The organism is Nocardia sp. NPDC059195 (assembly GCF_042754695.1).
Taxonomy (GTDB): domain Bacteria; phylum Actinomycetota; class Actinomycetes; order Mycobacteriales; family Mycobacteriaceae; genus Nocardia.
In genome coordinates, this window is sequence record NZ_JBHZBG010000014.1 from 143907 (window position 1) to 161944 (window position 18038).

16 protein-coding genes and 1 pseudogene are annotated in these 18038 nt (G+C 68.2%); 7 read left to right on the forward strand and 10 right to left on the reverse strand.

Annotated features, from left to right (window positions below; all coding sequences use genetic code 11):
- Window positions 1–128: 128 nt before the first annotated feature.
- Entirely contained in the window at window positions 129–365 is a 237-nt protein-coding gene (locus ACFXKN_RS19745) for a hypothetical protein (protein WP_378974509.1), read from the reverse strand.
- Window positions 366–527: 162 nt separating this feature from the next.
- On the opposite strand from ACFXKN_RS19745, the gene ACFXKN_RS19750 reads away from it, so the two are divergent.
- Complete coding sequence (locus ACFXKN_RS19750) at window positions 528–953, forward strand: cold-shock protein (protein ID WP_378974577.1); 426 nt, start codon at window positions 528–530, stop codon at window positions 951–953.
- Between the two features lie 54 nt (window positions 954–1007).
- Here ACFXKN_RS19750 and ACFXKN_RS19755 read toward each other — a convergent pair whose 3' ends face one another.
- The 3 genes from ACFXKN_RS19755 to ACFXKN_RS19765 all read right to left on the reverse strand — a co-directional run bounded on the left by ACFXKN_RS19755 (window position 1008) and on the right by ACFXKN_RS19765 (window position 4341).
- Window positions 1008–1538 (reverse strand): DUF2771 domain-containing protein, encoded by a 531-nt coding sequence (locus ACFXKN_RS19755; RefSeq protein ID WP_378974512.1) that lies wholly within the window; start codon window positions 1536–1538, stop codon window positions 1008–1010.
- Entirely contained in the window at window positions 1535–3496 is a 1962-nt protein-coding gene (locus tag ACFXKN_RS19760; protein WP_378974517.1) for an MFS transporter, read from the reverse strand. The genes ACFXKN_RS19755 and ACFXKN_RS19760 overlap by 4 nt, the downstream gene beginning before the upstream one ends.
- Window positions 3497–3564: 68 nt before the next feature.
- Window positions 3565–4341 (reverse strand): glutaminyl-peptide cyclotransferase, encoded by a 777-nt coding sequence (locus tag ACFXKN_RS19765; protein ID WP_378974522.1) that lies wholly within the window; start codon window positions 4339–4341, stop codon window positions 3565–3567.
- Between the two features lie 8 nt (window positions 4342–4349).
- Between ACFXKN_RS19765 and ACFXKN_RS19770 the strand changes: the two are divergent.
- Both ACFXKN_RS19770 and ACFXKN_RS19775 read left to right on the forward strand, forming a co-directional pair.
- A pseudogene (locus ACFXKN_RS19770) lies at window positions 4350–5192 on the forward strand (DUF3027 domain-containing protein); the annotation flags it as partial.
- Window positions 5193–6076: 884 nt separating this feature from the next.
- On the forward strand, window positions 6077–9328 hold the full coding sequence (locus ACFXKN_RS19775; protein WP_378974526.1) for a sacsin N-terminal ATP-binding-like domain-containing protein: 3252 nt from the start codon (window positions 6077–6079) through the stop codon (window positions 9326–9328).
- Between the two features lie 4 nt (window positions 9329–9332).
- Here the strand turns inward: ACFXKN_RS19775 and ACFXKN_RS19780 are convergent, their stop codons facing one another.
- Window positions 9333–10100 carry a TetR/AcrR family transcriptional regulator gene (locus tag ACFXKN_RS19780; RefSeq protein WP_378974529.1) on the reverse strand — a complete coding sequence of 256 codons (768 nt, stop codon included), beginning with the start codon at window positions 10098–10100 and terminating at the stop codon, window positions 9333–9335.
- On the opposite strand from ACFXKN_RS19780, the gene ACFXKN_RS19785 reads away from it, so the two are divergent.
- Window positions 10078–12102, forward strand: a complete 2025-nt coding sequence (locus ACFXKN_RS19785) for a neutral/alkaline non-lysosomal ceramidase N-terminal domain-containing protein (protein ID WP_378974534.1) — start codon at window positions 10078–10080, stop codon at window positions 12100–12102. The two genes, ACFXKN_RS19780 and ACFXKN_RS19785, sit on opposite strands and share 23 nt — an antisense overlap.
- Here ACFXKN_RS19785 and ACFXKN_RS19790 read toward each other — a convergent pair.
- Window positions 12099–12359 carry a DUF2530 domain-containing protein gene (locus ACFXKN_RS19790; RefSeq protein ID WP_378974537.1) on the reverse strand — a complete coding sequence of 87 codons (261 nt, stop codon included), beginning with the start codon at window positions 12357–12359 and terminating at the stop codon, window positions 12099–12101. The genes ACFXKN_RS19785 and ACFXKN_RS19790 overlap by 4 nt on opposite strands.
- 62 nt (window positions 12360–12421) lie before the next feature.
- Here ACFXKN_RS19790 and ACFXKN_RS19795 point away from each other — a divergent pair, with 62 nt between their 5' ends.
- Entirely contained in the window at window positions 12422–12859 is a 438-nt protein-coding gene (locus tag ACFXKN_RS19795; protein ID WP_378914000.1) for a MarR family winged helix-turn-helix transcriptional regulator, read from the forward strand.
- On the opposite strand, the gene ACFXKN_RS19800 is transcribed toward ACFXKN_RS19795, so the two are convergent.
- A complete protein-coding gene (locus tag ACFXKN_RS19800; protein ID WP_378974542.1) occupies window positions 12860–13261 on the reverse strand; it encodes a YccF domain-containing protein in 402 nt (133 codons plus the stop codon).
- Window positions 13262–13286: 25 nt separating this feature from the next.
- On the opposite strand from ACFXKN_RS19800, the gene ACFXKN_RS19805 reads away from it, so the two are divergent.
- The gene (locus ACFXKN_RS19805) at window positions 13287–14090 is read left to right on the forward strand and encodes a TrmH family RNA methyltransferase (protein WP_378974547.1); all 804 of its coding nucleotides are present in this window, start codon (window positions 13287–13289) and stop codon (window positions 14088–14090) included.
- Complete coding sequence (locus tag ACFXKN_RS19810; protein ID WP_378974555.1) at window positions 14087–14386, forward strand: DUF2537 domain-containing protein; 300 nt, start codon at window positions 14087–14089, stop codon at window positions 14384–14386. Before ACFXKN_RS19805 ends, ACFXKN_RS19810 begins: the two co-directional genes overlap by 4 nt.
- A gap of 4 nt (window positions 14387–14390) precedes the next feature.
- On the opposite strand, the gene ACFXKN_RS19815 is transcribed toward ACFXKN_RS19810, so the two are convergent.
- From ACFXKN_RS19815 to serC, 3 genes are all read right to left on the reverse strand, one after another.
- Entirely contained in the window at window positions 14391–15128 is a 738-nt protein-coding gene (locus ACFXKN_RS19815; protein WP_378974560.1) for a DUF6928 family protein, read from the reverse strand.
- A 147-nt stretch (window positions 15129–15275) separates the two neighbouring features.
- Window positions 15276–16292: a septation protein SepH gene (gene sepH, locus ACFXKN_RS19820; protein ID WP_379433558.1), complete on the reverse strand. Its 1017-nt coding sequence runs from the start codon at window positions 16290–16292 to the stop codon at window positions 15276–15278.
- A 408-nt stretch (window positions 16293–16700) separates the two neighbouring features.
- Window positions 16701–17822, reverse strand: a complete 1122-nt coding sequence (gene serC / locus ACFXKN_RS19825; protein ID WP_378974570.1) for a phosphoserine transaminase — start codon at window positions 17820–17822, stop codon at window positions 16701–16703.
- Window positions 17823–18038: the final 216 nt, after the last annotated feature.

The window sequence follows — 18038 nt, forward strand, 5'->3', positions numbered from 1 at the left end:
TGTCCGCGCAGGTAGTTGGGGTGGCGAATGTGCGCGACGGCTGTGCGCTCACTTCGTGACCGTGCCGTTATGTGATGAAGATCACATGTTTGGTTGGATTACCGATGGCGAGGTAATCGGTTGACGCCTCAACGTGCGCGTCGGCCCGACCACAGCGCGAATATCAGCGCCAGCAGGAAGCCGACGGGCACGAGCATCGCCAGGCCGTAGAGCCACAGCCCTGGATCGCTGTCGGACACGATCGGCGTCACGAAGATCGCGATCACCGCCAGAATTCCGATTCCGAACAGGACGAGAGCCACGTGCAGCAGGCGATCGCCGGAGCGTCGCGGACCGGGCGAGGCCGGATCTGGTGAGTTCGTCACGGGTGAACCGTAAAACTGGTGTGCTCGCGATATAGCCACCGGGGTAGACTCGCATCACATCGCGTCCCGCCTTGTTGGGGGGCGCGTTCTTTTCGCGACAAGCAAAATTGTGTAACCCGGGCCACAAGGGTTCGGGTGCCGAATGATGAACGGGTGAGCGCAGTGCCGACCGGCCGGGTGAAGTGGTACGACGTCGAGAAGGGCTTCGGCTTCCTGTCTCAAGACGAGGGCGAGGACGTCTATGTGCGCTCGTCCGCGCTGCCCGAGGGCGTCGAGGGACTCAAGCCCGGACAGCGTGTCGAATTCGGCATGGCCGCCGGTCGCCGTGGCCCGCAGGCGCTCAGCGTGACGGTGCTCGAGGCTCCGCCGACTGTCGTTCGCGATCGTGACCGTGGGCGCGCGCCCGAGCGCAAAGACGCCGGGCCACGCAAGACGCCCGACGAGCTGCACGGCCTGGTCGAGGACATGATCACGCTGCTCGAGAGCACGGTGCAGCCGGACCTGCGGCGGGGCAAGTATCCGGATCGCAAGATGTCCCAGCGGATTTCCGAGGTGGTGCGGGCCGTGGCTCGCGAACTCGACCACTGAGATGTGAAAGAAACCGGCCCCGAACGACATTCGTTCGGGGCCGGTTCTCTCGGCTCAGGACTCGCGAGGCGCGGGCTCGGGAGTGACGATCGACCAGGCGGCGTGCGGGATGTAGCTTTCCTGCCCGGTGGCGATGTCACGGGCCAGGATCGGCAGCTGCACTTCGATGCCGATCAGGCGCAGGTCCGGTTCCGGCTTCGACTCGATGGTGAGTGCCCTGGCGCGGTCCGGGTAATCGGCGAAGCTGAGGACCCGGTCCAGCTGTTCGCCGTTGGGGCGCTGGTAGATCAGCTGGATGAGCCAGGGTGACTCGGAGACCGCGTCGGGCAGCGACAGCTGCACGGGCGCACCGTCGGGGACCTCCAGCGGCGCGGTCTCGCCGTACCGGCAGTTCTCCATCCGCACCGTGCAGTACATGAACGGGTCGACGGTGATCGTCGTGCCGTTCGCATACGCGGTGAGCTGCGGGTTGTGCGCTGGCGCCTTCGATACCGCCACCCCCACCCACACCGCGGTCACCGCGACGACCGCGAACAGTCCGGCCGCGACCAGCGCGACGATCGTTCGAGCGTTGAGCTTGCTCACCAGGTGGGGTCTCCTGTCCCTCTCGGATGGGTGTTGGGTACTTCCTGCTCGACGTGCTGGGGGCGATTGCCGCCCAGACCCGGCAGCAGCGAGTGCCCGGTGTAGCTGACGAAAGTCTGCAACAGTCCGGCCAGCAGGATCACGCTGATCAACGCGAAACCCTTCCAGTACTCGGTCGGCATCAGCACACCGGCCGCCCCGCCGACCACCCAGCTCAGTTGCAGCACGGTCTCCGAGCGCCCGAAGCCGGACGCGATCGACTCCGGCGGGAGGTCGTCCTGGATGGCGGCGTCGAGAGATACCTTCGCCAGGGCACTGGCCGCCGAGGCCACCAGCGCGGCCACGGCGGCGCCGAACAGGTTTCCGGTGAACGCCGCGAACAGCGCGACCACCGCGCACGCGCCGGTGCAGCCGAGGACCACCGGTGACGGCCTGCCCAGTTGCAGCCGGGCGCCGGTCGCGTTGCCGCCGAAGTTGCCGATGCCCGCCGCCGCGCCGACCAGGCCGAGCATCGCGGCCTGTTCGGTGGGGCTGCCGCCCGAACCCTTGGCGACGAAGGCGATGTAGAAGGTGAGAAAGCCGGTGAGCACGCGAATCGAACTGTTACCCCACAAGCCGGTAACGACGGCGCGCCCGAGTGGCTGACGCCGTTTCCGTGGCGGCACCGAGGATTCCTGGCCGCGTTCGATGACCTCGGTATGGGCATCGGGACCGTGATAGGTCAGCGTCGCGGGGACCTCGCCCTCGGTCACCTCGACCCAGCGTGGAATGCGCAGGCTGAGATACGCACCCGCGATGGCGATGCCGATGGCGAAGATCAACGCGCCGGTGGAACCGGCGATCAGGGCGGCGAGTGCGGCCAGCGAGCCCGCGCCGATGGTGCCGCCGACCAGCCCGAAGACAGTGAGCCGGGAATTGGTGCGGACCAGGTCGATATCCGGTGGCAGCACGCGCGGAGTCACCGCGCTCTTGAGAACCGCGAAGGATTTCGAGCCGACCATCATGCACAGGGCCAGCGGATACAGGCCCCAGGTGTCGATATTGAAGATCAACAGCAGCGCGAAACCCACGCGCAGGGCGAAGGTCGTCGCCAGCGCCAGCCTGCGACCGCGTTGCAGGCGGTCGAGCAGCGGGCCGATCAGCGGCGCGATCAGCGCGAACGGGGCGATGGTGATCAGCAGGTACAGGGCCACCTTGGTTTTGGATTCGGCGGTGGCGCTGGCGAAGAACAGGGTGTTGGCCAGGGCCACGGCGATCGCGGCGTCGAGCGCGAAGTTCGCCATGGTGGCGTAGGTGAGCGCGGTCAGGCCGGACTGATCGGCGCCGTCGGCCTTGGCGGCGCGCTGGAAGGTGGCGATGCCGCGTTCGGTGAGTTCGCGGCTGCGCATGGCGGCTACCCGGGTGACGGTGAGTTTGCGGGGGACGCGCTGGTTGACCGGGTCGTCGGCGCCTTCGTCGCGCGGGAAGGGGCGGGTGCCTTCGGGGCCGAGGTCGGCGTGCCGACCTCGGTCATCGCGGCCCGGAGCCGGATACTCATCGCGAGGTGGAACCGGTCGTGCGTGCTCGTCGCGCGACGGGATCGGCAGGCCCTTCTCATGCTGATCGCGAGGGTCTGGCGTGGGTCCGGGACGTCCTGCGTTCGGGGGCTGATCGCGTGAGTCCGGTGTGGGTCCGGGACGTCCTGCGTTCGGGGGCTGATCGCGTGAGTCCGGTGTGCGCCCGGCACGTCCTGCGTTCGGCACCGGGGTGGTCGGCGCGGCGGGGTCGGCGGGGCGGTTGCGGTGGAACAGGCTTTTCGACCGGACCGTCGGCGGCTCGGCGGGCAGCGGCCGTTCGGGCCGGGGGAAGACCTTGCGCGGTGCGCGCGGCGGGTACTGCCCGTAGCCGGGGTGCGGATCGGCGGCGGTACCGTCCCGGCGACCACGGTCGGGACCGGATGGATCGCGGGGCGTCGTCACAAGTCCAATTCTGTCGCACTCGGGCTGTGCGTGTTCACTCGCGCCGCGGCAATGTCGGCCACATCGTGTTATTTCGCGACGAACCGCACTTCGAATATGCGCGGCCAGTACTTTCCGGTCAGCAGGAACCGATCGGTGCCGGGCAGGTGAGCGATGCCGTTGAGCACGTCGGCGCCCGCTCGTTCGGCGGGTGTGAGCAGCCCGCCCGCCTCGATGACGGCGAGAATCCGGCCGGTCTCGGGATCGATGTGCAGTATTTCGTCCGACGGGTAGTTGTTCGCGTAGACGGTGCCGTCTTCGGCGCAGTCCAACTCGTTCGGCTTCGGATCGCGGTAACCGGACAGGGTCACCGAACCGGTCTGGGCGAACGTCACCCGGTCGCGGAAGGTGAGGGTGCCGGTGCCGTCGCTCATCACCAGCCGGTCTGGCTGCGCGCACAGACCCCAGCCCTCGCCCGCGTAGTCGGCGCGACCGGTTTCGGCGAGGGTGACCGGGTCGCGGGCGATGGCGAAGCCGTCCTGCCAGGTCAGCTGCCAGACGATCGCGCCCGCCCTGGTCATGCCCTCGCCGAACACCCGGCCGGGCAGGTCGACCCGAGCTGTTTCGGTGCCCGTGCGCTGGTCGGTGGCCCGCGCGGTCGACACGCCCCACATGCCGGTGCTCTCGTAGCGGACGCCGTCGACCACCTCCAGACCCTGGGTGAAGGCCTGCGGATCGTGCGGTGACGAGCCGATCACCTCGACTCGCAAGCGCGGCGGTCCGGGCTCGGGGGATCCGCTACAAGCACCCGCGCCGAGCACACTGACCAGCACTGCGACGGCCAACGAACTGCGATTGCACTTCATACGGCAAAATGTATGCCGTGAGCGCAGTATCTGTTTCGGAGTCCGGCGTGCGTCCCGTTCTGGCCGACGCGGCCGAGGTCGCACGTCGTGCGCTCGTCGCGTTGGAACCCGACGGGGTAGGAGTCCATCTGGGGGTGAGCGCCGAGGACGACACCGCGGCCACCCACCGGTTCGAGGCGACCCTGCCCGGCTACCGCGGCTGGCAGTGGGCCGTCGTCGTCGCCGCGCCCCCTGGCGCCGACCACGCGACGGTCAGCGAGTCGGCGTTGCTGCCTGCCATCGGTGCCCTGATCGCCCCCGATTTCATCCCGTGGGACCAGCGGGTCCGCCCCGGCGACCTCGGCCCCGGCGACCTGCTCGCCACGCCCGCCGACGACCCGCGCCTGGTCCCCGGCTACGTGGCCACGGGCGATCCGGTGATCGACGAGGTGGCCCGCGAGGTCGGCCTCGGCCGCGTGCAGGTACTCAGCGTCGAAGGCCGCGCCGATGCCGCCGAGCGCTGGTTCACCGAGTTCGGCCCCGACACCGAAATGGCCAAGGCCGCCCCGTCGACCTGCGGCTTGTGCGGCTTCTACCTGCCGCTGGCCGGCGCGCTGCGCGAGTCCTTCGGCGTCTGCGGCAATGCGATGGGCGCCGACGGGCACGTTGTGAACGTGGCCTACGGCTGCGGCGCGCACTCCGACGTGGCCGCCCCCAGCGGCAACGGTTCCCCCCTGTACGAGGCCTTCGACGACCACGCGGTCGATTTCGTCGAGATCGTCCGCCCCGCTGTCGAGGACGCGATCGACAAGGCCGCCGACGATCAGGCAACGGTGACCGGCGATGCCACGGCTGAGCCCGTCGACGCCGATCCCGCGACGGTGGTCGGCGATGTCGTGGCTGAGCCCGCTGATGCCGATCCCGCGACGGTGGTCGGCGATGTCGTGGCTGAGCCCGCTGATGCCGATTCCGCGACGGTGGTCGTGGAGGTTGTCGCCGAGACGACCGACCCGGCAATCGATGTCGTCGAGGTCTCAGCTGAAACGATCGCCTCGGTCTCCGAGGCCGCGACCGGGCAGGGTCCCGCTGACTCGTTGACCGAGATCGGCGAGGCCGCGGCCGAGCAGGCGGGCGATCAGCAGGAAACCGCCGAGGCCGAAGCAGTCGCCGCGGTGGCGGCCGAGCGTTCGGCGCTCGTCGAGGGCGCGCTGCCGGAGTCCGCTGACGAGGTCGTCACAGCTGAGATCGCATCAGTTGCCGAGGTTGTCGCGAACGACCTCGCCATCGATGCCGGGCCCAACACCGACGGCGAGCCGACCGCCGAGGTCGTGTCGGCCGCCGACACAGCGTCGGGCACGGATGTTGCGCTCGACGCTGACGCCGTTGCGGATACTCAGGCTGCGCCGGTTGCCGAGGTTGCGTCGGAGACGGATGCTGCGCCGGTTGCTGAGGTTGCGTCGGAGACGGATGCTGCGCCGGTTGCTGAGGTTGCGTCGAAGACGGATGCCGCGCCGGTCGCGGATGTCGCTTCGGGCGTGGCCGCAACGTCGCCCGATGTTGCGTCGGGCACGGATGTTGCGCCAGTCGCCGAGACAGCGGACGTGAGTGCTGACGCGCCCGCGGAAGACGATGCTGCGGCAAGCGGTGCGGGATCCGGCGAGAGTGCGGAGTCTGCTGATGTCAGTGAGCACGGATCGTCGGTGTCGCGCTGAACGGAGCGGGGGACCCGTTCGGCACCGCGCAGCTGCGGGCCGGAGTGCTTGCGGCGTGGCGGGATTCGCCGACGCGGTTGCGGGAGGACAGTGCCAGTGAGGCGGATCTGGTGGCCGCGGGCTACCGGGATCGGTTGCTCACCGAGCTCGCGCAGAACGCGGCCGACGCCGCGGCGAAGGCCGGTGTCGCGGGTGCGCTGCTCGTGCGGGTGCTCGACGGGCGCCTGCACGTCGCGAACACCGGTGCGCCACTGAGCGTTTCCGGTGTGCACGCGTTGACAGCGCTGCGTGCCTCCGGAAAGGCCGACACCACCCAGGTGGGTCGCTTCGGTGTCGGCTTCACCGCGGTGCGGTCCGTCGGCGATGAGATCGAGATCCGCTCGACGACCGGATCCATCCGCTTCTCCCGCGTGGCGACGCTGAACGCCTTGCACGACATCGGCATCGGCGTCCCCGATGACCTGGCCGCGATCGCACCCCCGGTCCTGCGACTGGCCTGGCCCGTCCCGACCACCCCGCCAGCGGGCACCGACACCGAAATCGTCGTCCACCTCCGCGACGACATCGACGCCGAAGCCCTCCTCGACGCCATGCGAGCCGAGGCCCCCGACCTCCTCCTGGAACTGCCTGCCCTGCAGCGCATCCGAATCGACACCGACGAATGCACCAGCGCAATAACCATCCTCGCCACTGCCCAACCCGCTGACGCCGTTCGCCCCGACCCAACGCGGGCTCGTGCCGCCTCCGCCGCTGACACCGCCGCTGCCGCTGACACCGCCGCTGCCGCTGACACCGCCGCTGCCGCTGACGCCGCAGCTGATGCCGGCGCCGACGCCACAGCCGCCGACGCCACGGCCACGGCCGCTGCCGCCACGGCTGATGCCGCTACCGCCACGGCCGCTACCGCCACCGCCACCGCCGATGAGACCGGCACCTTCTCCCAGCTGACAATCACCCTCCCGTCCGGAGCACGCCGAACGTGGTGGCAGTACCGCACTCCCAGGGCCCGCTGGCTACTCCCACTGCGAGACGGCCGCCCAGTCGCCACCGCCCCGGACGTCCTGCGAGCACCCACGCGCTCCGACGAGGAACTCTCCCTCCCCGCGATCCTGGTCGCCGACATCCCCATGCAACCCGATCGCCGCCGCCTCCTCCCCGGCGCCCGCCTCACCGAATTGGCAACGGGTTACGCGGATTTCGCCCGCGCGCTCCCGCCCCGGGACCGCCTCGTCCTGGTCCCCACCCCCGGCTTCGCCCGCAGCGAAGCCGACGGTCTCCTCCGCGAAGCCGTGATCGCCGAGCTTCGCACCAACCCCTGGTTGCCGGTCTGTGCCGTTCGCAACACCGAACCAGCGGACCCGTGGGACCCCATCGAACCCACACCGCGAAATGCCGGGCCCGGCGGCACAACTGGCGAATCGGCAGCGCCCGGTGACGACAGCCTCGCTGTCCCCGGTGAAACCGCGCCGATCGGCAAGGATGTTCCAGACCTCATGGATCTCCTCGCAGCTGACGGGGACGACGGCTCCGGCCTCGCGACGACGTTCGGGCCGGGTGAGTCCGCACCGTTGCGCGGCGACCTCCCCGACCCCTTCGCGTCGGAAGCATCGGCCACGTACGGACCCGCCGGAGCGGACTTGCCATGTAGCACGCCGACCCGGGCGCGCGTATTTCCCGATCTCACACCGGAATTGGCGACGATTCTGGCCGAGATCACCGGGCCACTGGTGATTCCGGAGCTGTCCGGACGCGCCGGTCAGGACAAGCTGGCGGTCCTCGATGTCCATCGGCTCGGGCCGGCCGCACTGGCCGAGTTGTCGAGCGGGCTGGAACGTGAACCACGGTGGTGGCGGCGGCTTTACGCCGCGCTGGAACCGTTCGTTGTCGATACCAGGACCGCTGAGGAATTCGGCGCGCTGGCCGTGCCGCTGACCGACGGGCGATTGGTGACCGGGCCGCGGACCGTGGTGCTCGATGATCAGCTCACGGTGGCGGTGCCGGTGCACTGGGCTCGCCTGGCCCACCCGGACGCCACGCACCCGCTCCTGGGTCGGCTGGGTGCCCGCAGTGCGAGTTCGGATGACCTGCTCACCGATCCGGCTCTGCGCGACCTGCTCGAGCACGATCCGGCCGACCCGGACACCGTCGCCGCCGTCCTCCAACTGGCACCTTTCGCCTCCGCCGATTCGCTACCGGACTGGCTCGGCCTGCTCGAACTGCCCGACGACACCGGCGAACTCCGCCCGGCCGACGAGCTACTGCTCCCAGGAGCCCCGCTGGCCGACATCCTGGCCGCGGACTCGCCCTTCGGCACCATCGCCGACACCACCGTCGCCGAGTACGGCGAGCGGGCCTTGCGCGCGATCGGTGTCGGCTGGGGTTTCGCGATACTCACCGACCCGGAGCCGATCGGCCCCGACCACGACCTCGACGACGAACAGTCCTGGTGGAACAGCCTTTCCGATGATCCACGCGAGCTGACAGCGGTCCGGGATCTAGACCTGGTCGACGAAGACCGCTGGCCGCAAGCCTTGCGCCACTTGCTGTCCGAGCCACGCACCCGCGCGCTGCTCGCCGATCGCGACGGCTACACCACCTGGTGGCTGCACCGCCACGCTCACATCGACGGCATTCCGCTGGGTCGGCTCCACCACCCCGACGACAACGAATTCGCCGGGCTCCTACCAGTTTTCGAGGCGATCGGCATAGAGGGCGCTGATCTCGACACCTTGCGCCCCGTGCTCGTCCGCCCTGACATCATGTCCGCCGAGCTGGCCGAGGAACTCCTCGACGCCCTGGCCGATCCATCGAAAACCCCTGCCCCCGAGATAATCGCCCGAACCCATGCCCGCCTGGCCGCCGCGGTCGCGGCGGGCGTTCTCGATCCGCGCGAACTCGATCTCCCCGAGCAGATCCGCGCCTTGTCCGGCGACGTCGTCGACGCGAGCACCGTCATGGTCCTCGATCAGCCCTGCTTCGGCCTGGTCGTCCCCTCGGTGCGCCTCGTCGTCGGTGACACGGCGCACGCCGAGGCGCTGGCCACCCTGCTGGACCTACCGCTGGTCTCGGACGAGATCAGCGCCGAGGTGCTCGGCACCGGTCGCCGAAGCACCTGGGCCGCGGAACCTTTGGGCGTGGTGCTGCGCCAGCTGTGGTCCCCGCGGGACGCCACCGGCGACCTGGTCTTGCACGAGACTCTCGAAGTGCATCTGCGCGGCGCGATCTCGGGCACTGTCCGCGTCCCGTGGTGGTGCGAAGGCGATGTGGTCCACGTACAGGTGCCGCGAGGCCAGTAGTGGACTACTCCGCGTGGGCGGTGATCATCTCGGCGAGCAGATCGAGCTGAACCTGCACGGACTCACTGTCGTCATCGACCAGCCACCGCAGCACAATCCCGTCGATCACATTGAGAATGAACCGGCTCAGCGCCGTCACCGGCGTGGTCCACTGCGTTTCGGTCGCCTCGCGGCAATGGTCGATCACATCGGCGACGGTGTTGTCATTGAACCCGTACTGCTCGCGCGCGATCGCCAGCTTGGCGGGAGTCGACTCACCCTCGCGCAACGCGTAGGTGGTGGTCTCGTAGGTCAGCAACTGCCGTTCGGGAGTGGCTTCGATGTTGCGCCACATCAGTTCCAATCCGCGGCGCACCAATTTCTGAAATGCTTCTTTTCCTGTTCCGGCGTCTTCCCATACCGATTCATCGGCATCAACGGAATCCCGCAATTCCATAGACAGCGCTTTGACCAGCTCGGTCATCAGCGCGTCCTTGTTTTCGAAACAGTAATGCACCACACCTAGCGAGACGCCCGCCGCTTGGGCGACATCGCGCGTGGTCACGCCCGCCACGCCCTTTTTCTCGGCGAGACCGATCGCTGCCTCGATCAGGTGGGCTCGTCGTTCTTCGACGCTCAATCGGGAGGACACTGTGCGAGTTAAGCGCTCGCGCCACGAACAGTCAATTCGCCGGTCCGCCGGAAAATCCTGGACATTTGACCAGTTTATGTGGTTGTCTCCCAGATGGAAGTCGCGAAGGAGTCGCCCGATGTCCCTGTCCCGCCGCACCATGCTCGCCGCCTCGGCACTGGGTGCCACAGCGCTGCCCGTCCTCTCGAGTATGGGAATGCCCGTCGCGCACGCGAATCCGGATGGATTCGAATTCGGGCTCGGTATCGCCGACCTCACGGGCCCGGCCGCGGAATGCGGCATGATGGGCTACTCCCAACTCGAACAGACCACGGCGGGAATTCATCTGCGCCCGCGCGCTCGTGCGTTCGTGATCGGTGCGGGCGGAAATCGGATCGCGTTCGTCGCGGTGGAGAATGGCGCGGTGTTCGGCTCGGTACACGGCGCGGTGCTGCTCGCGCTCGCGCGCCGTTTCGGTGATCGGTATTCGGAACGAAATGTCGTACTCACCTCCACGCATACCCACGCCAGTTGTGGTGGTTCCGCGCACGACTACGCCTACACGCTGGCGACGCTGGGATTTCAGCAGCAGGTCTTCGACGCCGAGGTCGACGGGATCGTGGAGGCGATCATCGCGGCCGACGCGGACTTCGCGCCTGGTGCCATCTCCCTCGGCCGCGCACAACTGCACGACGCCAGCGTGAACCGCTCGCGCGTGGCCTTCGACCGCAATCCGGCCGCCGATCGCACGGTGTTCCCCGATGCGATCGACCCCGCGGTGACCACGTTGGCGTTCGCCAGGAAGGGTCGTCAGGTCGGCACGCTCACCTGGTTCGCCACCCACAACACCTCGATGACCAACGCGAACCGCCTGATCAGCTCCGACAACAAGGGCTACGCCAGCTACGCCGCCGAACACCTCGAACACGGCGTGCGCCACCTCGACGGCGCCGACTTCATCGCCGCCTTCGCGCAGACCAATGCCGGCGACATGTCGCCCAACCTCGACCTCCAACCCGGCCATGGACCGACCGACAATGAGTTCGACAACACCAGGATCCTCGGCGAACGCCAGCACCACGCGGCGAAAGAGGCCGCGGCGCAGGGTACCGCGCAGCAGGCCGAGGTCGCCTCGATGCTGTGCTACATCGACCTCGCCGCGCTCACGATCGACGGCCGCTTCACCCCCGACGGCGCCCCGCGACGCACCTCCCCGGCCGCGGCGGGCGTCTCCCTGGCGGCGGGCAGCGTCGAGGACGGCCCCGGCCTGCCCGGCGGCCCGATCCCCGAAGGTGTGCGCAACCCGCTGGTCGACTTCCTCGGCGGCATCGACCATCCACACCCCGCCTGGCTCGCCGACGCGCAGGCCCCGAAGGCGATCTTCGCCCCACTCGGACTGATGCCGCCGGTGCCGTGGGTGCCGAATGTGGTGCCGATCCAGCTGATTCGCATCGGTGACCTGTATCTGGCCGCCGCGGGCGCCGAATTCACGATCGTCGCCGGGCTGCGCGTGCGACGCGCGGTGGCGGCGGTACTCGGCGTCGAGCTGGAACAGGTGCTGCTACAGGGCTATTCGAACAGCTACCACGAATACGTCACCACACCTGAGGAATACGATGCGCAGCACTACGAGGGCGCCTCGACCCTGTTCGGCCGCTACACGCTGTGTGGGTATGTGCAGGAATTCACCAGACTGGCGGAGGCGTTCGCCACGGGGCAGGCGGTCGGGCGCGGCCCGGCACCGCGCGATGTCTCGGCGCTACAGCCGAACTTCGCCGCCGTGCCAGGGCCCGACGCGACCCCGCAGGGCCGTGGCTTCGGTGATGTCCTGATCCAGCCGTCATCGTGTGGACGCGGCGAACAGGCGGCCGTCGAATTCGTCTCGGCCCACCCGAAACACAATCCGCGCCGCGGCGACACCTTCCTGCACGTGCAGCGAAAGACCGCGGCGGGCTGGGCGCGGGTGGCCAACGAAGGCGAATGGGACGTCCGCTTCCACTGGCGCACAGCGGGCGCCGCGGTCTCGATCGCCCGCTTCACGTGGGATATCCCCACGACCGCCGAACCCGGCGTGCATCGATTCGTGCACTACGCCGATGTCTTGGGCGCCGACGGCACGCTCCGCCCCATCACCGGGACCAGCGACGAATTCGCAGTGGCCTAGTCGGTGTCGAGCCCCACCTGAGCGCCCTTGTCCCCGCGCCGCGCGGAACGACGCTGCAAGAGGAAGATCGACGACCCCAGCACGCCCACAACGAGCCCCATCAGGCACACCGGGCGGGCATCGGCCCAGCTCGCGTTGATCCACACCACCGCCGTCGCGATGGCCCACAGGGCGAAGCCACCCAGCACAACGGGGCGCGGGTCGACCAGGATTCGGGGCAGTTGAGGTATCTCGGGACTGACAGGTCCGGCATCCATACCCAAACAGTAGCCGTGTGAAACCCATCAGCCCAGCCGGATTTACCGTAGAGTTCTGCACTGTGACAACGCCATCGGACGTCCGTGCCCTGGCCGGTGATCTTTCACTGGCCGTCGTGCGGCTCACGAGACACCTGCGCGGGCGCCGTACCGACGCGCAGATCTCGCTTACTCAGCTGTCGGCTTTGGCGACGCTGGCTCGTGACGGCGCGATGACGCCCGGCGCGCTGGCAGGCAAAGAACGCGTGCAACCACCGTCGATGACCCGCGTCATCGCCTCGCTCTCCGACCTCGACCTGGTCCAGCGTCGCCCGCACCCGACCGACGGCCGACAGATCATCGTTTCGCTCTCGTCCGCCGGTCGCGCGCTGATCGCCGACGAGACCAATGCCCGCGAGGTATGGATGACCGGTCAGCTCGCCGGCCTGCGCCCCGAGCAGATCGCGGTGCTCGGGGAAGCCGTCGGCATCATGAACCAGATCGTCGCCGAATCGGAGTGATCAGCTCGACGGCCGCGCCGCATCCGCCGACACCACGTCATGGCCGAGCGGGAACAGCGACAGTGGCACCAGCTTGAGATTCGCCCAGGCGAACGGCAGGCCGATGATCGTCACCGCGAGCGCGATGCTGGTGAACACGTGGCCGAGCGCCAGCCACCAACCCGCGAATACGAACCAGATCACATTGCCGATCAATGAACCCGCGCCCGCGCTCGGTTTGTCGACTACCGTGCGGCCGAACGGCCAGAGCACGTACCCGGCCAGCCGTAGCGAGGCGATCCCGAACGGGATGGTGACGATCAGGATGAAACAGATCAGTGCCGCGAGTAGGTACCCCAGTGCCATCCAGAACCCGCACAGCACCACCCAGAGCACGTTCAAGATCAACTGGACAATCTTCATGCTTCCAGCATGCCAGGATTAGCCGGTGGCCGAAGTGATCGATATCGAGGACCCCACCGACCCGCGCGTCGACGACTTCCGTGACCTGTCCAATGCCGACCGCAGGCCGGACCTGCCGGGCCGAAAAGGCCTGGTCATCGCCGAGGGCGTAGTGGTAGTCCAGCGGATGCTCGACTCACGTTTCACGCCGAGCGCACTGCTCGGCGTGGGGAAACGATTCGAAACCCTCGCCGACGACCTCGCCGATCGGGACCTGCCGTACTACCGCGCGAGCGCGGCGGTGATGGCGGAGGTGGTCGGCTTCCATCTCAACCGCGGGGTACTCGCCGTCGCGCCGCGTCCGGCTGAGCTCACCGTCGACGAGGTGCTCGACGGCGCGCGCACGGTGGCGGTCCTGGAAGGCGTCAACGATCACGAGAACCTCGGTTCGATGTTCCGCAACGCCGCGGGGCTCGGCGCCGACGCGGTGCTGTTCGGCGACCGGTGTGCCGATCCGCTCTATCGGCGGGCGGTGAGGGTGTCGATGGGGCATGTGCTCCGGGTGCCGTTCGCGCAATTGCCGCAGTGGCCGGAGAGTCTGGACCTCGTGCGGAACAAGGGTTTCCAGATCATCGCGTTGACGCCGAATCCCGCAGCGGTGAATCTAGCGACGGCCATGACGGGGGAGCGGGTGGCGCTGCTGCTCGGTGCCGAAGGGCCCGGCTTGACCGAGGAAGCCATGCGCGCCACCGATATTCGTGCCCGCATCCCGATGTCGCCCGGTACCGATTCGCTCAATGTCGCGACCGCCGCGGCCATGGCGTTCTACGAACGTGTGCGTATCTCATGACCCAGGAGTGCGAGGGTCCGTATCGGGCGCAAGCGGATTCGGTGCCATGGGCGGCGGGCGGCACCGTTGTCGTGCTGGTCGCGCTGCTCGGCGGGGTCGCGGTGTATGCCTTCGGCTGTGCGCTGGCCGCGGTCAATCCGCTGCTGGCGATCGCGGTGAACGTGGTGGCCGCGGGCGGGGTAGCGCCGACGGCCTGGCGGTGGCGGTTCACGCCGGTGGTGCGGTGGGTGCTGGCCGGTGCGGCCGCGGCGGTGGTGCTCGGCTGGATCGCCGTGATCATCGACGAGATCAGCTGAGGGCTCACACCACCCGATCGACACCGCGCAGCCACCCGAGTAGCCCGCGCCTGCGCCGCGTCGCCGCACCGGGGCGGCCCACCAGCAGTTGCTGCTGTTCGGGCGCCTGGCCTTTCGGGTACAGCGTGAAACCACAGACCGCGAGGTCACCGGGTGCGAGCCGGCCGGGAGCGGCCGGGGTCAGGTAGCGGAAGCCGAGCCATTCGGCATTGGCGGCGTCGGCGAAATCCGGCGGATCGAACGGCAGCGACTGCGGTGCGGGATGATCCGCACCCCGCCACGGCACCGGATGCTCACCCGCCCAGAACGTTCGCTCCCACACCATCGGGAGCCCTTCGTTCTCGAGAATGTCCACCCTGGTGGAACTGAACGACCGCCGGAACTCGCCACGCTCCCAATGCGCGAACGCGCCCCAGTGCGGCTTCGAGTCGTAGGACACCAGATAGGTGTGCTCGGAAGCGAGCGGCCGCACCAGCAGATCAGGCAGTTTCGTCGGCCGGACCAGCGCGGCCTCGGCCGTACACACCACGGTCAACCCGGGATAACACCCGATGTAGACCTCGTCCCGATCCGGCGCCGCACAACCACTCAGCGTCCCGACCATGTGTGGCTGAACATCATGGTCCGGATACAACTGCCCGGCCAACGCCGCCGCCGCAACAGGATCGGACTCGACGTTTCCCGTCAGCACCGCGACAGGATCAGGAGTATCGACGTACCAGATCGAAGAAGCCGCGGACATCAGCCACCTCCCATCTGTGCCGCCACTGCGCGTATCAAGCCAGACCCAGTCGGGAGTTCCGTCACATCGGCGGCCGACTGTCTGGTCGGTGATATGTCAGCGCGTGCCCGGTGAGTTACCCATGTACTCGCGACTACTTGGCGTTGGTTAGTTTCCGGAGCTGCGGACGCCCAACAGGACGTCTTCCCACGAAGGCATAGGCGCTTTGCCTCGCTTGGTTCGCGCAGGCTTCGGTGCGGGCTTCTCCGCAGCTGGTTCCTCAGCAGCGGGCTTCTCCTGCTGTGCCGCGGGCTGGCTCGGCGCCGCGGGTACGGCGGGTACCGGGGCGGCGGGCTTCGGCGTGGCCGGAATCGGTGCCGCGGGGATGGGCGCGGCCGGAATCGCCGCCGTGCCACCGCCTGCCGCGACCTGACGCTGCTCGTAGTACTCGTCCACGTTCGGCGCCGGACGACTCTGCGGCCGGGCGGCCGGTGCGGCGATCTGCTCGCGCGGACGCGGCTCCACCGGGGTCGGCGGTTCGATCACCGGCGAGGCGGCCGGAACCGGCGTGGGCAGGATCGTCGCCAGCCCACGCAGCGCGCGGCCGAAGTCGGGATCGATCAGGTCGTTGGCCGGATCGTCGAGACCGGATACCGAGCCGCCGTGCGCGTCGGGCTGGTAGCGCCAGTGCGCCGCGATCTCGGAGTGCCCGTGCCGCCACTGCAATTGGGCGACCCAGAAACCCTTTTCGTCTTTCCAAGCATCCCACTCGGCCTGTTCGATGGTGTGGCCGCGCTCGGCGAAGGCAGCGGTGACGATCTCGTGCAGCGTTTCCACCGCGGGGCCGTCGGGGCGCACCGGGTGGGCCTTCTGCGCCAGTTCGGCGGCGCGGGCGCGCTCGAGTAGTACAGGGTAGGCGAATCGTTCGACTTTGGATTCCGGCATCCCGGACTCCGCCGTGACCTGCTCGACGGACGCTCCAGCGCGAATACGGGCCTGAATATCTTTAGGACGCATAGTCGCCTCCGTTTCGATCTCGATCTGGCCGAATCGTGCGAGGTCGCCGCGCGCCGCCGCGCGGAGCTTGTCGTCGGCGGGCAACCGGAACTTGGTACCGGACTCGGTGTCGCTGCACACGATGTGCGTGGAGTCGGGCGTCACCCCGATCACTCGAAGTTCACGCACGTTACCTCCCTATCGCGTCGGCTACGACACCGCCCACTTTCCTTGACAGTAGTGCACATTACTTGGCCGTGGCAGCAGACACGCACGACTTAAATCGCGCGCCAACCCTGCACAGGGGGCTAATCTGAGCGGCTCACCACACGAATTCCGCTTGTGTACAGGGGTTTTGGTGATAGATCAACATCAAATCTCGGTACCGAGATCTGTCAAAACTCGGCGAATTTTGCGAATGTATGCAAAGGGCCGGTGTGTTGGGCACACAGTGAGGTGGTCAAACACCCGCCCCCAGGGGGGGGGATTTAAAATTAATCAAAACACACCTGTTTTTTTGTGACGTTGGCAGGCTCGGGGGGGTGGTGGTCACCTCTCCCCCCCCCCCCACCCCCCCGGCCCGATGTCGGTCTTATTTCAGAGCTGGCCGACGACCCAGTCGATCGAACGGGTCAGCTGCGAAACGTCTTCCGGGTCGATCGCCGGGAACATGCCGACACGCAGCTGGTTACGGCCCAGCTTGCGGTAGGGCTCGGTGTCGACGATGCCGTTGGCGCGCAGGATCTTGGCGACCTGGGCCGCGTCGACCGCGTCGTCGAAGTCGATGGTGCCGACAACCTGCGAGCGGTGCGCCGGGTTGGTCACGTACGGGGTGGCGAACGAGCTCGACTCGGCCCACGAGTACAGGCGCGAGGACGAGTCCAGGGTGCGCTTCACGGTCCAGTCGAGGCCGCCGTTGGCGTTCATCCACTCGATCTGATCGGCGAACAGCAGCAGGGTGGCCAGCGCCGGGGTGTTGTAGGTCTGGTCCTTGGAGGAGTTGTCGACCGCGATCGGCAGCGACAGGAACTCCGGGGTCCAGCGACCCGATTCCTTGATCTCGGCGACGCGGGCGAGCGCGGCCGGGCTCATGATCGCGATCCACAGGCCACCGTCGGCGGCGAAGCACTTCTGCGGGGCGAAGTAGTACACGTCGGAGTCGGCGATGTTCACCGGCAGACCGCCCGCGCCCGAGGTGGCGTCGATGGCGATCAGGGCGTTCTCCGAGCCGACCGGACGCGACACCGGGATGGACACACCGGTGGAGGTCTCGTTGTGGGCCCAGCCGATGAGGTCGACCGAGGGGTCCGACACGGGCTCGGGCGCGCTGCCCGGCTCGGCCTTGACGACGATCGGGTCACCGATGAAGGGGTTGCCCTTGGCGACCGAGGCGAACTTCGAGGAGAACTCGCCGTTGGTGAGGTGCAGCGAACGCTCGCGGATCAGGCCGAAGGCGGCGGCATCCCAGAACGCGGTGGTGCCACCGTTGCCGAGCACGACCTCGTAGCCGTCGGGCAGGGAGAACAGCTCACGCAGGCCGTTGCGAACGCGGGCGACCACGTCCTTGACCGGCTTCTGTCGATGCGAGGTACCGAACACCGAGGCGCCGACAGTCACCAGGGACTGCAGCTGCTCCGGGCGGACCTTGGAGGGGCCGCAGCCGAACCGTCCGTCTGCGGGCTTGAGGTCGGCGGGAATTGTCGGGAACGCACTGGTCATGGGGGCGAGTTTAGTGGTGGGCGGATCGCGGTTGTCGGGGTGGGTGGCGCTGTGAGGCGGGACACTGGGCGTCTGTGGTGGGTAGAGGTTGGGCGGGGGAGTCGGGATCCGTTGCCCAGTTGTCCCAGGCAGGTTTGACGCTGTGTTTATTGGCGCGCTGGCGCGCGCGTGTCCGCGGCCCTGAGGGGCCGCCGGTTAGCGCTCGAGACTAGAGCC